The sequence below is a fragment of the Streptomyces sp. NPDC042102 genome (assembly GCF_055582305.1).
In genome coordinates, this window is sequence record NZ_JBVJDL010000002.1 from 145885 (window position 1) to 159345 (window position 13461).

Here is a 13461-nt window from a genome sequence, read left to right on the forward strand (position 1 = left end):
GGTCAGCGAATGGTCACGACCGACGGGCGTGGGCGACCCGCGCCAGCACCTGCTCCAGCACCTGGCTGCCCGCCGGCGGCAGGGCCGGCTCGAAGGTCCAGGCGTGGCCGACCCAGGGGTCCGCGAGGTGGTCGTCCGGCACCGGCGAGAGCCGCATCAGCGAGCGCCACAGCGGGTCCAGCAGCGGCCCGTACGCGGAGGCCTCGTCGCGGTCGGCGACCATCAGCAGGTTCACGCCGACCCGGGGGCCCTCGTCCGCCAGGTACCGCAGCTGGGTGACGGCGCGGTCGTCGAAACCGTGCGGGAAGTCGTGGACGATCAGCAGCTGCTCGCGGGTGTCCAGGTCCGGCGGCAGGTCCTCGGGCGCCCCGGCCCGGACCGCCATCTGGACGAGGTCCACCCGGCGGGTGAGGTGGGCCAGGGTCTGGGTGACCCCCGCGGCCCCGGCCCCGGGCGGCGCGGCCAGCACCCCGGAGCGCACCAGCGGCTCCAGTGAGGCGGCGCCCGCGCCGGCGGCGTCGATGACGTGGACGGAGAGCGCGCCGTCGGGGTGGACGGCGAGCATCCGTACGGCGTGCGCGACGGCCATGTCCATGGCCAGGCGGCGCAGCCGGGCGGTGTCCATGGTCATCGCGGCCTCGGAGCCGGTGCGGCCGTTGTCGATCCACAGGCCGCGCTCCAGCGGGAACCGGACGAGCATCGGGATCCGCAGGTCCGGGCGCTCGGGCAGGTGCAGATCGCCCAGCCGTACCGCCATCGGGGGCTGCTCGGGCAGGCCGTGGCCGTGCCAGACGGGGTTGTCCCAGCGGGCGTAGGCGCTGGGCAGCGCGGGCTCGACCACCTCGGTCTCGGCGGTCAGCTGGGCGAGGTCGCGGTCGAGGACCGCCTTGGCCTGGGCGACCAGCTCGTCGCGGCGGGCCTGGGCGGCGTCGCGCGCGGCGTTGCCGGAGCCGCCGATGCGGTGGCGGGGGTCGGACAGCGCGTCGTCGAGCTCGCGGTCCATGCGGGTGTCGGCGAAGTCGACGGCGCTGCGGTACGCGGCGGCGGCGCGGGCCAGGTCCTCGAACATGCCCCAGACCTGGTTGTACAGCCGTTCCTCCATGGACCAGCCGGTGGCGTCGCCGGCCACCGGGCGGGCCGGCTCGCCCGGCTGGGCGGGCGGCGCCTGGGGCGGCGGCGGGGGCGGTTCGGTACGGCCGCGGCGCGGGTGCGCGTACGAGATGGTGGCGGGCCCGCCGAGATCGGCGGGCGGCGCCGGCGGCTGGTCGGGTCCGGTGGGCGCGGGGCCCGGCGTGCCCGGGTAGGGGACGCCGGACACCGGGACCGGACCGGGTGCGACGGGGGCCACCGGGGCCCCGGCGGCCGCGTGGATCCTGGCCGCCAGATCGGCGGCGGCCGGGGGGGTGAGCCCGTGGTCGGCGAGGAGGCCGGGAAGGCCGTCGGCGTAGCCCTGGCCGACGGCCCGGACCTTCCAGGCGCCCTGGCGGCGGTAGAGCTCCAGGGCGACGACGGCCGTCTCGGCGTCCAGCCCGGTCAGGGTGAACCCGGCGAGCTCGGGGCCGTCCGCGGTGGCGACGCTGACGTGCGGCGCGGCGACGGCCCCGAACCGCGCGGGGCCGCCCTGCGGCAGCGCGAGGAGCACACCGACCCGGTGCACACCCGCGTCGACCGCGTCGAGGTCGACGGCGAAGCGGTGCCGGTCGGCGGAGGCGGCGGGCGCCTCCACCCCCGGAAGGCTGCGCGCACCGGGGTGCGCGCAGCTCTCGGGCCCGGGCAGTGCCCCCTGCTCGTCGCCGAGCGAGGCCAGGGCGAGCACCGGAGTGCCCGCGGTGACCCTGATCTCCACCCGGCTGTCGGGCAGAGGGTGGTTCTGCCCCCGGACCAGCTCGGCCGCCATCGTCGTGTCTCCCCCGGTGCTTCTTCTGTGTGCCGTGTTCCCGGTGCCGCTTCGCCTACAGGTGCGGCAGGATCGACGGCAGCAGGTCCTGGAAGGTCCGGCCGTTGGCCGGGTTGCCCAGGGCCGTCATCTTCCAGCCCGTGCCCGCGCGGTGCACCTTGGCCATGATCTGCGCGGTGTAGGCGCCGCCGCCGTCGAGCGTGTAGCGCGCCAGCTCCTGGCCGTTGGTCTCGTCCACGATGCGGCAGAACGCGTTCTGCACCTCCTGGAACGTCTGGCCGGTGAACGAGTTCACCGTGAAGATGATCTGGTCGATGTGGACCGGCACCCGCTGGAGGTCGACGAGGATCGCCTCGTCGTCGCCGCCCTGGCCGACGCCGCCGACCAGGTTGTCACCGGTGTGCCGGACCGAGCCGTCGTCGCTGGTCAGGTGCCGGAAGAAGACCACGTCGACCGGCTGCTTGTCCGCGAACAGCACCGCCGAGGCGTCCAGGTCGATCTCCCGGGTCCGGGAGCCGAACAGCCCCCGGCGCTTGGCGGCCTGCCAGCCGAGGCCCATCCGGACCGCGGTCAGCGTCCCTCCGTCCGCCTTCTGCAGACTGATGGCCTGACCCTTGGTCATGTTGACCGTCACGCGCTGTCCCCTCTCCTGTGTCGCCCGCGGGCACTGCGGTGCCCGCGGCCCCGCCGCAAACATTACTTACCGGCCAGGCCTCAGGCGAGGCCCGCTTCCTTCATCTGTCGGAGCTCCTTCTTCAGTTCGCTCACCTCGTCCCGGATCCGGGCCGCGACCTCGAACTGCAGATCGGCGGCGGCCGCCCGCATCCGCGCGGTCATCTCCTCGATCAGATCGGCCAGTTCCGCCGCGGGACGGTCGGTGACCACGGCGCCGGCCTTGGCCTTCGCACCCTTCGCACCCTTGGCCGGCTTCGCGGCGTGCGCGGCGAGGGCGGGCACCGGGGCCTTGGCGCCCTTGCCGTCCTTGGCCTGCCGGTAGCCGCTGCCGAGGAGCTCCTCGGTGTCGACCTCCTCGCGGGCGATGGTGGCCACGATGTCGTTGATCTTCTTGCGCAGCGGCTGCGGGTCGATGCCGTTCGCCGTGTTGTAGGCGATCTGCTTCTCGCGGCGCCGGTTGGTCTCCTCGATGGCCTTCTCCATCGCGGGCGTCATCCGGTCCGCGTACATGTGGACCTGGCCGGAGACGTTGCGCGCCGCGCGGCCGATGGTCTGGATCAGCGAGGTGCCCGAGCGCAGGAAGCCCTCCTTGTCGGCGTCGAGGATCGCCACGAGCGACACCTCGGGCAGGTCCAGGCCCTCGCGCAGCAGGTTGATGCCGACCAGGACGTCGTACTCGCCGGCGCGCAGCTCGCGCAGCAGCTCGATGCGGCGCAGGGTGTCGACGTCGCTGTGCAGGTAGCGGACCGCGATGCCCAGCTCCAGGAAGTAGTCCGTGAGGTCTTCGGCCATCTTCTTGGTCAGGGTCGTGACCAGGACCCGCTCGTCCTTCTCGACCCGGCTGCGGATCTCGTGCACCAGGTCGTCGATCTGCCCCTCGGTCGGCTTGACGACGACCTCGGGGTCGACGAGGCCGGTGGGGCGGATGATCTGCTCGACGAACCCGTCGGCGCGCGAGAGCTCGTACGTGCCGGGGGTGGCCGACAGGTAGACGGTCTGGCCGATCCGCTCCTGGAACTCCTCCCACTTCAGCGGCCGGTTGTCGAGCGCGGACGGCAGCCGGAAGCCGTGGTCGACCAGGGTCCGCTTGCGCGAGGCGTCGCCCTCGTACATCGCACCGATCTGCGGCACCGTGACGTGCGACTCGTCGATGACGAGGAGGAAGTCCTCGGGGAAGTAGTCGATGAGGGTGTTGGGCGCGGAGCCGCGCTCCCGGCCGTCCATGTGCAGCGAGTAGTTCTCGATGCCGGAGCAGGAGCCGATCTGCTGCATCATCTCCAGGTCGTACGTGGTGCGCATCCGCAGGCGCTGGGCCTCCAGCAGCTTGCCCTGCTTCTCCAGCTCCGTCAGCCGCCCGGCGAGCTCGGTCTCGATGCCGCGGATGGCGTTCTGCATGCGCTCGGGACCGGCGATGTAGTGGCTGGCGGGGAAGATGTACAGCACCTGGTCGTCGCTGATCACCTCGCCGGTCAGCGGGTGGAGCGTGGAGAGGGCCTCGATCTCGTCGCCGAACATCTCGATGCGGACGGCCAGTTCCTCGTAGACCGGGAAGATCTCGATGGTGTCGCCGCGGACCCGGAAGGTGCCGCGGGTGAAGGCCATGTCGTTGCGCGTGTACTGGATGTCGACGAAGCGGCGCAGCAGCTGGTCGCGGTCGATCTCGTCGCCGACCTTGAGCGGGACCATGCGGTCGACGTACTCCTGCGGGGTGCCCAGACCGTAGATGCAGGACACCGAGGCCACCACGACGACGTCGCGCCGGGTGAGCAGCGAGTTGGTCGCGGAGTGCCGCAGCCGCTCCACCTCCTCGTTGATGGAGGAGTCCTTCTCGATGTAGGTGTCCGACTGCGGGACGTAGGCCTCGGGCTGGTAGTAGTCGTAGTACGAGACGAAGTACTCGACCGCGTTGTTGGGTAGGAGTTCGCGGAACTCGTTGGCCAGCTGCGCGGCGAGCGTCTTGTTCGGCGCCATGACCAAGGTGGGACGCTGAAGCTTCTCGATCATCCAGGCGGTCGTCGCCGACTTGCCGGTACCCGTCGCACCCAGCAGTACGACGTCCTTCTCACCTGCACGGATGCGCTTCTCCAGCTCGGCGATGGCCGTCGGCTGGTCACCGCTGGGCTGGTAGGAGCTGACGACCTCGAAAGGCGCCACCGTGCGTTCGATCTTCGATACGGGCCGCATGGGTCCACCGTACGGCCCCCCACTGACACTCACGCATCCGCGCGCCCGGGCCGGGCCGTGAGCAGCAGCGGGCCCAGCAGGACCAGGAAGCCGGCCCCCACCAGCAGCACCAGCGGACCGGCGAGCATCGGGGCCAGCGAGGGGGCCACCGGCTCCCCGGCGGCGACGGGCCCGGGGTCCAGCCGGACCCGCAGCGCCGCCATCCCCGCGTAGTGGGTACCGGTGGCCGCGGCGCCGGTCAGCAGGGCCGCCGCCAGCGTGGGCAGCGGGCCGCGGCGCCGGACCGCGATCGCCACGGCGGCGGTCAGGGCGACGACCGCGATCACGACGGAGAGGGCGACGAGGAGGTTGTCGTAGACGAACCGGCCGTGCAGCCGCACCCCCGCCATGCACAGGTAGTGCGAGGAGGCGACCCCCAGACCGGTGATCGTGCCGCCGGTGAGGACCGACAGCACCGAGCCCCGGCCGTGCCGGACGATCACGATGCCCGCCCCGGCCATCACCACGGCGACCGCCAGGCTCGCGGCCATGGTCCGTTTGTCGTAGTTCAGTGGCGACCCGGTGATCGTGAAGCCCATCATCGCGATGAAGTGCATCGTCCAGATCCCGGAACCGATGGCCGTGGCGCCCAGCGCCGCCCAGCCCGGCCGCCACGAGCGCTCGACGAGGAGGGACCGGGTGGTGCAGCGCAGGCCGAGCGCCCCGCCGAGACAGGCCGTCAGGAACCCCACGAGGGGCGTGATCCAGCCATAGCCGCCCACGCCGACGACCGCGCCGTGCATCCCACCCTGCATCCCTGCCCGCCCTTTCGCCACCCCCGGCCCCCGCCCGCTCCCCCGTGCGCCGTGCCGGGCCCGGCACGGCCCGAGCGTAGGGCGGCAGGCCGCCCTCGCGCACCGCCTCGGGCCGGATTGGCCGTGATCCATTTCCGGCCGGGCCGCCCGCTGACGCTGTTTCGACCGAGGAGAACGCACATGTACGTCCGACCCGTCGCCGCGGCCGCCGCCGCCTTCCTGGGCCTCGCCCTCACCCTCGCCGGTACGGCCTCCTCCGCCACGGCCACCACCCCCGCCCCCTCGTCGCCGTCGTCCCGCTCGTCCCTCTCGTCCCCCTCGTCCCGCGCCGGCTCCGACCCGGTACGGCTGGTGGGGGCGCCCGTGGTGTACGCCCACCGGGGGGCCTCGTCGTACGCCCCCGAGAACACCCTCGCGGCCGTCGACGCCGCGGCGGCCATGTACGTCGACTGGGTGGAGAACGACGTGCAGCGCACCAAGGACGGCGTGCTGGTCGTCATCCACGACGACACCCTGACGCGCACGACGGACGTCAAGACGCTCTTTCCGGACCGCAAGCCCTGGCGCGTGCAGGACTTCACGGCCGCCGAGATCGCCACGCTGGACGCGGGCAGCTGGTTCGGCGCCCGGTTCGCCGGGGCCCGGGTGCCGACGCTGCGGCAGTACCTCGACCGGGTGGACGACAACCAGCAGCGGCTGCTGCTGGAGATCAAGAAGCCGCAGCTGTACCCGGGCATCGAGCGGGACACCCTGCGGGTCCTCCAGGAGGCGGGCTGGCTCGACGAGCAGCACGTCAGGCGCCGGCTGGTCGTGCAGAGCTTCGACGCGGACTGCGTCCGTATCGTCCACGCGCTGCGACCGGATGTCGTCACGGCGTTCCTGGGCACCCCGCCGGAGACGGACCTGGCGCGGTACGGGGAGTTCGCCGACCGGATCAACCCGTGGCACACGACGATCTCGGCCGAGTGGGTGGCGGCAGTGCACCGGGTGACCGGGGCGCACGGCAGGGCGCTGGAGGTCGACACCTGGATCGTGGACGACCCGGCGACCGCACGGAAGGTGCAGGCGATGGGGGTGGACGGGATCATCAGCAACGCCCCCGACGTGGTGCGGGAGGCGGTGGGCGGGTTCTGACACCGCGCGCGCGGGCCGCGGTGTCGGTGGGGCGCCGTACGGTGGAGGCGTGGACAGCACATCGGTGGACGGCGACGGGCGTGACGGGGGCGGGCGTGACGGCGGTGGGCGCGACGGCGGTGGGTCGCCGGCCGGGCCGCACCTGGAGTGGACCGTCGTCGGCAGTGACATCGGTCCGCTCTTCCTGGCGGCGACCGAGGAGGGCCTGGTCCGGGTGGAGTTCCATGCCTCCACGGACCTGATCGACCCGCTGGCGGCCCGGCTCGGCCTGCCCGCCTGGCGCCCGGCGGAGGGCACGGAGGTGCGGCTGGCCGAGCCCGTGCGCCGGATCGCCGCGTACTTCGCGGGCGGGCTGCGGACCTTCGACCTGCCCCTGGACTGGCGGCTGACCTCCGGGTTCAACCGGCTGGTGCTGCGGGAACTGGCCGCGTCGGTGCCCTACGGACAGGTCGTCGGGTACGGCGAACTGGCGGCCCGGGTCGGCCGGCCGGGCGCGGCCCAGGCGGTCGGCGCGGCGATGGGCGCCAATCCGCTGCCGCTGGTGGTGCCCTGCCACCGGGTCGTGGAGAACGACGGCGGCATCGGAGGGTTCGGCGGGGGCGTGGAGACCAAGCGGGCCCTGCTCGCGCTGGAGGGCGTCCTGCCGGCGCCGCTGTTCTGAGCGGGCGCGCACGCGGCGGGCACGCACCCGGCGGTCGTCGCGGACGGGCGCGTACACGGCGGTCGTTGTGGACGGGCGCGTACACGGCGGTCGCTGCGGGCAGGCGTACACGCGGCGGTCGCCGGGCCGGGCGCGCACCCGCCCGGGCGGATTTTCCGTTCCGCTCGGCGGTGAGGGCTGGAAGACTGCGCCGGTGACCACCTCGCAGACCTCCGCGCGACCGCTGCCCGCCGTGACCCCCGACGACCTGCCCCGATTGCGGCGGCGCACCACGTCCGTCCTGGTCGCCAGCCAGATCGTGGGCAGCCTGGGCGTGCCCATCAGCATCGCGCTGGCCCCGGTCCTGGCGACCGAGGTCAGCGGCACCGAGGAGTTCTCGGGGCTCGCCTCCACCGCCTCGGTGGCGGGCACCGCGCTGGTCTCCCTGCCGCTCGCCGCGCTGATGACCCGGCGCGGGCGGCGGGCCGGGCTGGTCCTGGCGTACCTGATCGGCGCGGTGGGCGCGGCGTTGGTGGTGCTGGCGGCGGTCATGGCGAACTTCCCGCTGCTGCTGCTCGGCATGGCCGCCTTCGGCGCGGCCTCCTCCGCCAACCTCCAGGCCAGGTTCGCGGCCGCCGACCTCGCCGAACCCGACCGGCGGGCGCGGGCGATCTCCTTCGTGGTGTGGTCCGCCACGCTCGGCGCGGTGCTGGGCCCGACGCTCTCGGCGCCGGCCAGCGAGAGTTTCGAGGGCAGTTCCATACCCGCGGCGGCGGGCCCGTTCCTGTGGGCCGCCGCCATCTTCGTCCTGACCGCCCTGCTGCTCGGCGCCCTGCTGCGGCCCGATCCGCTGCTGGCGGCCCGGGCCCTGGCCGCGTCCGGGGAGGAGACGCGCGAGGGCCGCTCGCTGCGGGCCGGAATCGCGGCGGTGAAGGCGTCGCCGCGGGCCCGGCTGGCCCTGACGACCGTCGTCGTCTCGCACACCACCATGGTGTCGATCATGGTGATGACCCCGCTCGACCTCGGTCACCACGGGGCCGGGCTCCAGCTGATCGGCCTGGTCATCAGCGGCCACATCGCGGGGATGTTCGCCTTCTCGCCGGTGATGGGCTGGCTCGCCGACCGGATCGGACGGCTGGCGGTGACCGGACTGGCGGCCGGACTGCTCTCGCTCGCCGCGCTGCTCGCCGGTACGGCCGGACCCCGTCACGGGCAGACCGCGGCCGGCCTCTTCCTGCTGGGTCTGGGCTGGTCGGCGGGGATGGTGGCGGGCTCGGCCCTGCTCACCGACTCGGTGCCGCAGCCGGCCAGGGCGGCCGTCCAGGGCCTGTCGGACCTGGCGATGAACACGGCCGCGGGCGTCGGCGGTGCCGCCGCCGGCCTGATCGTGGCCCAGGCGGGCTATGGCTGGCTCAACGCCGGCGGCGCGGCGCTGCTGCTGCCGATGGCGGCGCTCGCGCTGTTCACGGCGCGCCGCCATCCGGAGCGGGACGCGGCCGCCGGGGCCGACGTGGACGCCGGCACGGGGGCCGGCGCCGAGGCCGGGCCGCGGCCCGGCAAGGGCGTCACAGACTGATGTGGTAGGCCTTGCGCAGCGTCTCGTGGACGGTCCAGGTGGTCTTGTCGCCCTCCCGGAGCACGCAGGCGGAGCCCGGGCCGACCTCCAGCGTGGGCCCGCCCTCGACCTCGATGGTGGCGCGCCCGCTGACCACGACGAACAGTTCGTCGGCCTCGGTGTCGGTGACCACGCCGGGCGTGATCTGCCAGATGCCGCGCACCTGCGTGCCGTCCGGGGACTCCCACAGCACCTTGCCGGTCACGACGGGCTCGCCGGAGACGATCTGCGCGGGGTCGAGGTCCTCGGCCTCCAGCTCGGCGTCCGGGATGTCGGGAACGGAGACGGCGAACGAGGCGGGGGCGGGCGTGTGATCACGGGTGCTCATGGCCCGCCACCCTAGCCGCCGTGCGGGGCCGCCGAGCCTGGTCAACCCGTCCACGATCGGCGCCGCCGACGTGTCACTGTGCCCAGTCCACGGTGCCGGGTTCACCGTGCCCGGCCGGGGCGGCGCGCGGCCAGGACCGGCTGGTGGAAACCGGTGTCGCGGGGAGCGTGCCAGACCGGGTCGGCCAGGCCCGCCCGCCCGGCGAGGGCGGCGGTGTGCTCCTCGGTCAGCGCCCAGTAGGTGGTGGTGACGGTGTGCGTGGTCCACGTGTCGCCGTCCGGCAGCAGCTGGAAGAGCTCCAGGTCGTAGCGCTCGCCGTCGTCGTGCCAGTGCCACAGCTGGAAGGTGATGGTCCGGCCCTCCGGCCCGGTGCGCACGTGCGGGGGGTCGGCGGCGGGCCGGGCGCGGCGCAGTTCGCCGTAGGGGCGGGTGGACAGCAGAGCCAGCCCGCCGGGGCGCAGCACCCGGCGGGTTTCGGCCAGGGCGGCGATCACGTCGTGCTCGGTGAGCAGGTGGGGCAGGGCGTTGTCGGCGCAGACGACGGCGTCGAAGGAGGCGTCCGGGAAGGGCAGGGCGCGCATGTCGGCGGCCAGGGCCGGCAGGCGCAGCCCGCGGGCGGCCGCCTCGCGGGCGGCGCGGGCGGCGGCGGCCGGGCTGAGGTCGCTCCCGGTGACCCGGTGACCGCGTGCGGCCAGGCCCAGGGCCTGGGTGCCGATGCCGCAGGCGTTGTCGAGGACGGTGTGCGGGCCGGGGCCGAGGGCGGCGGTGAGCAGGGCGTCCAGGGCGCGGCCCTGGCGGGCGGTGCTCGCGTCCCAGTCGGCGTACATGAGGTGGTAGCGCGCTGCCAGCCGGTCGTAGAAGCCGCGGGGGTCCATGGGGGGACGCTACTCGGACAGCCGGTGCCGGGCGGCGTTTGGAGGCGCTCGTCCCGTGCCATGGATGGGGACATGCCACAGCACACCGTGATTCCGGTCCTGTCCGAAGAGGTACGCGAGGCGCTCGAGGGGGGTCAGCCGGTCGTCGCCCTGGAGTCGACGATCCTCGCGCACGGCCTGCCGCGCCCCCGCAATCTGGCGGTGGGCGAGGAACTGGAGGCGCTCGTCCGCTCGGAGGGCGCGGTTCCGGCGACGGTGGCGGTGCTGGACGGGGTGCCGCACGCCGGGCTGGACAAGGCTCAGCTGGAGCGGATCGCGGGCGGCGAGGACGTACGCAAGTTCGGCCACCGGGACCTGGCTCCGGCGGTGGCGGCGCGGGCCACGGGTGCGACGACGGTGTCGGCGACGGCGTTCCTGGCCGCGCGGGCGGGGCTGCGGGTCTTCGCCACCGGCGGGCTGGGCGGCGTACACCGGGAATGGACGCACACGCAGGACGAGTCGGCGGACCTGGCGCTGCTGGCGCGGACGCGGATCACGGTGGTGTGCGCGGGCGTGAAGTCGATCCTGGACGTGCCGGCGACGCTCCAGCGGCTGGAGACGCTGGGGGTGACCGTGCTCGGGTACGGCACGGCGCACTTCCCGGGGTTCTACCTGACGAGTTCGGGCGAGCCGGTGGACTGGACGGTGCACGCGCCGGAGCAGGTGGCGCGGGTGATGGCCGCTCAGGACGCGCTGGCCGGGCCCGCGTCGGCGCTGCTGGTGGCCAATCCGGTGGCGGAGGCGGAGCAGCTGGATCCGGCGCTGCACGACCGGGTGCTGGCGCAGGCGCTGGAGGAGTGCCGGGAGCGGGGCATCACGGGGCAGGCGGTGACGCCGTTCCTGCTGGACTTCCTGGTCGGGGCGACCGGCGGGGCCTCGCTGGAGGCGAACCTGGCGGCGGTGCGCGGGAACGTGCGGCTGGGCGCGCGGATCGCGGCCGCGTGGGCGGAGGCGGGGGCGCGGTGAGCGGAGGAGCGCTGCTGATCATCGGGGATGTGGTGACCGACGTCGTCGCGGTGCATACGGAACCCCTCGCGCCGGCGACGGACACGGCCGCCCGGATCCGTACGCTGCCGGGCGGGGCGGGGGCCAACGCCGCCTGCTGGGCGGTACGTCAGGGGGCGGCCGAGGTACGGCTGCTGGCGCGGGTGGGCGCGGAGTCCGCCGCCTGGCACGAGAGCGCGCTGCTGGCGGCCGGGGTGCGGCCGCACCTGGTGGTCGACCCGGCGGAGCCGACCGGGACGGTGGTGGCGCTGGTCGGCAAGGACGCGGAGCGGACCTTCCTGACCGACAGCGGGGCCGCGCTGCGGCTGTCGCCCGCGGACTGGACGCCGTCGCTGCTGGACGGGGTGGCCCGGCTGCACCTGTCGGGCTACCTGTACTTCGCCGACAGCAGCCGGGCGCTGGCGGAGCTGGCGCTGCGGTCGGCCACGGCCCGGGGCGTGCCGGTGAGCGTGGACCCGGCGTCGGCGGGGTTCCTGGCCGACCTGGGGGTGAAACGTTTCCTCGCCGCGGTGGCCGGCGCGGACGTGCTGCTCCCCAACGAGGACGAGGCCCGGCTGCTGGCCGGGACGGCGGACGTGGCCCGGGCGGCGGCCGCGCTGAGCCTGCGCTTCCCGCTGGTGGTGGTCACCCGGGGGGCGGCGGGGGCGCTGGTCGCCGAGGCGGGCGCGGTGAGCGCCGAGGTACCGGCGGAGCCGGCGGCGGCGATCGACACCACGGGCGCCGGCGACGCCTTCACGGGCGGCTTCCTGGCGGCCCGTCTCACGGGGGCGGACCCGGCGGAAGCAGCCCGGGCGGGCTGCCGCGCGGCCGCGACGGCGGTAACCCGCCTGGGCGGCCGCCCGTAGCCCGACCCCCGCCGGGCGGCGCTACCGCACGCGGAACGGGGCCCCGGTCGGGGCCTGTTCCGGTGAGCGCGGGAGGCCCCGGGCCGCGCGCCGACGGGTCAGCGTGCCCGGACGGCAGGCCGACAGACCCGGGCAGGACCGACAGGCCGGTGGCCCCGGGCGACAGGCCGCCGAGGTGCCAGCGGAACCGGCGAGGGGTCGACGCCACGGGGGCCGGCGACGCCCTCACGGGCGGCTTCCTGACGGCCCGACTCGCGGGGGCGGACCCGGCCGAAGCGGCATGGGCGGGCTGCCGCGCGGCCGCAGCGGCGGTAACCCGCCTGGGCGGCCGCCCATAGCGCCCGGGCACCCGGCCCCCGCCGGGCGGCACTGCCGCACACGGCACGGGCCCCGGTCGGGGCCCCGTTCCGGGGAGCGCGGGAGGCCCCGGGCCATGGGCTGACAGACCGGCGCGCCCGGACCGCAGGCCAGCGGCCCTGGACGGCAGGCCGACAGGCCGGTAGCCCCGGACGGCAAGCCGGTGGCCCCCGGACCGCAAGCCAACAGACCGGTAGCCCCGGACGGCAGCCGACAGGCCGGCGCGCCCAGGCGGCAGGCCGGCGGCCCCGGACGGCAGACCGATAGGCCGGAGAGCCCGGGCGCCAGGCCGGCAGGCCGGTAGCCGTGGACGGCGGGCAGGAAGACCAGTGGCCCCGGGGCCGGCGAGCGGCTTCGGTCAGTTCCGGAGGCCCGTCCAGGCCGGGTGGCGGGGGTCGTCGGCGCGGACCAGGGTGTCGGCCGCCGCGCCCGGGTCGGTCTCGGCCTCGTAGCGCGCGAAGGCCGGCAGGGTCCAGCGCTCCGCCTCCGGCGTACGGCGGGCCAGCGCGCCCGGGGAGAGCCGGATGTGGACGCTGAGGTCGAAGGGGAACCAGTGTCCCAGCAGCAGCGGCCCGTGCACGATCACCACGGCGCCGGGCGGGAGTTCGGTGTACGGGCTGCGCGTGGCCCGGTCGGTCACGGGGTCCCACAGGTCGGGCAGGACGCGCCCGGTGCCGCCCGGCTCCAGCGGGGTGAACACCTCGCGCCAGAGCGCGGCGGTGTCGTACCAGCCGCGCAGGTACGACTCCACGTCCTGGCGGCCGAACTCCAGCCGCAGCGAGGCCGGCCGCAGGAACCCCTGCGCCGGGACGACCAGGACGGAGCGGCCGCGCAGCCGCAGGGCGGAGGCGGTCAGCTCGGCCAGCGTGCCGGTGCCGGCGGCGGGCGCGCCGTCGACCGCCATCCGCAGCCACGGGCCGTCCCGGCCCCCGTCCCGCGCTCCGGGCCGCTCGTCGAGGCGGGCCGCGAGGCGCTCGGCCATCCGCTCCCAGGTGATCGGTTCCAGCTGCACCACCCCATTGTCAGTGGTCGCCCGTAGCGTTTTCCACGAGGGGAACACCGGCGGGAACAGG

At 74.9% G+C, this 13461-nt stretch carries 13 protein-coding genes; 6 read left to right on the plus strand and 7 right to left on the minus strand.

Features of this window, described 5'->3' with window-relative positions:
- Positions 1 to 13: 13 nt before the first annotated feature.
- From ACZ6KO_RS08695 to ACZ6KO_RS08710, 4 genes are all read right to left on the minus strand, one after another.
- Entirely contained in the window at positions 14 to 1897 is a 1884-nt protein-coding gene (locus tag ACZ6KO_RS08695) for a TerD family protein (protein WP_469301935.1), read from the minus strand.
- Between the two features lie 55 nt (positions 1898 to 1952).
- The gene (locus tag ACZ6KO_RS08700) at positions 1953 to 2531 is read right to left on the minus strand and encodes a TerD family protein (protein ID WP_469301937.1); all 579 of its coding nucleotides are present in this window, start codon (positions 2529 to 2531) and stop codon (positions 1953 to 1955) included.
- Between the two features lie 80 nt (positions 2532 to 2611).
- The gene (gene uvrB, locus ACZ6KO_RS08705) at positions 2612 to 4756 is read right to left on the minus strand and encodes an excinuclease ABC subunit UvrB (RefSeq protein ID WP_469301939.1); all 2145 of its coding nucleotides are present in this window, start codon (positions 4754 to 4756) and stop codon (positions 2612 to 2614) included.
- 29 nt (positions 4757 to 4785) lie between these two features.
- The gene (locus tag ACZ6KO_RS08710; protein WP_469301941.1) at positions 4786 to 5550 is read right to left on the minus strand and encodes an MHYT domain-containing protein; all 765 of its coding nucleotides are present in this window, start codon (positions 5548 to 5550) and stop codon (positions 4786 to 4788) included.
- Positions 5551 to 5730: 180 nt separating this feature from the next.
- Here ACZ6KO_RS08710 and ACZ6KO_RS08715 point away from each other — a divergent pair, with 180 nt between their 5' ends.
- From ACZ6KO_RS08715 to ACZ6KO_RS08725, 3 genes are all read left to right on the plus strand, one after another.
- Positions 5731 to 6684, plus strand: a complete 954-nt coding sequence (locus ACZ6KO_RS08715; protein WP_469301943.1) for a glycerophosphodiester phosphodiesterase — start codon at positions 5731 to 5733, stop codon at positions 6682 to 6684.
- 142 nt (positions 6685 to 6826) lie between these two features.
- Positions 6827 to 7345: a methylated-DNA--[protein]-cysteine S-methyltransferase gene (locus ACZ6KO_RS08720; protein ID WP_469303778.1), complete on the plus strand. Its 519-nt coding sequence runs from the start codon at positions 6827 to 6829 to the stop codon at positions 7343 to 7345.
- Between the two features lie 193 nt (positions 7346 to 7538).
- Positions 7539 to 8900: an MFS transporter gene (locus ACZ6KO_RS08725; protein WP_469301945.1), complete on the plus strand. Its 1362-nt coding sequence runs from the start codon at positions 7539 to 7541 to the stop codon at positions 8898 to 8900.
- On the opposite strand, the gene ACZ6KO_RS08730 is transcribed toward ACZ6KO_RS08725, so the two are convergent.
- Together ACZ6KO_RS08730 and ACZ6KO_RS08735 are read right to left on the minus strand one after the other, a co-directional pair.
- The gene (locus ACZ6KO_RS08730; protein WP_401447474.1) at positions 8890 to 9267 is read right to left on the minus strand and encodes a cupin domain-containing protein; all 378 of its coding nucleotides are present in this window, start codon (positions 9265 to 9267) and stop codon (positions 8890 to 8892) included. The two genes, ACZ6KO_RS08725 and ACZ6KO_RS08730, sit on opposite strands and share 11 nt — an antisense overlap.
- Positions 9268 to 9368: 101 nt before the next feature.
- Positions 9369 to 10142: a class I SAM-dependent methyltransferase gene (locus tag ACZ6KO_RS08735; protein ID WP_469301948.1), complete on the minus strand. Its 774-nt coding sequence runs from the start codon at positions 10140 to 10142 to the stop codon at positions 9369 to 9371.
- A 72-nt stretch (positions 10143 to 10214) separates the two neighbouring features.
- Here ACZ6KO_RS08735 and ACZ6KO_RS08740 point away from each other — a divergent pair, with 72 nt between their 5' ends.
- From ACZ6KO_RS08740 to ACZ6KO_RS08750, 3 genes are all read left to right on the plus strand, one after another.
- A complete protein-coding gene (locus ACZ6KO_RS08740; RefSeq protein ID WP_469301950.1) occupies positions 10215 to 11147 on the plus strand; it encodes a pseudouridine-5'-phosphate glycosidase in 933 nt (310 codons plus the stop codon).
- A complete protein-coding gene (locus tag ACZ6KO_RS08745) occupies positions 11144 to 12031 on the plus strand; it encodes a carbohydrate kinase family protein (RefSeq protein WP_469301953.1) in 888 nt (295 codons plus the stop codon). The genes ACZ6KO_RS08740 and ACZ6KO_RS08745 overlap by 4 nt, the downstream gene beginning before the upstream one ends.
- Positions 12032 to 12180: 149 nt before the next feature.
- A complete protein-coding gene (locus ACZ6KO_RS08750) occupies positions 12181 to 12369 on the plus strand; it encodes a PfkB family carbohydrate kinase (RefSeq protein ID WP_469301956.1) in 189 nt (62 codons plus the stop codon).
- Positions 12370 to 12746: 377 nt separating this feature from the next.
- On the opposite strand, the gene ACZ6KO_RS08755 is transcribed toward ACZ6KO_RS08750, so the two are convergent.
- Positions 12747 to 13400 (minus strand): nucleoside/nucleotide kinase family protein, encoded by a 654-nt coding sequence (locus ACZ6KO_RS08755; RefSeq protein ID WP_469301958.1) that lies wholly within the window; start codon positions 13398 to 13400, stop codon positions 12747 to 12749.
- Between the last annotated feature and the right edge of the window lie 61 nt (positions 13401 to 13461).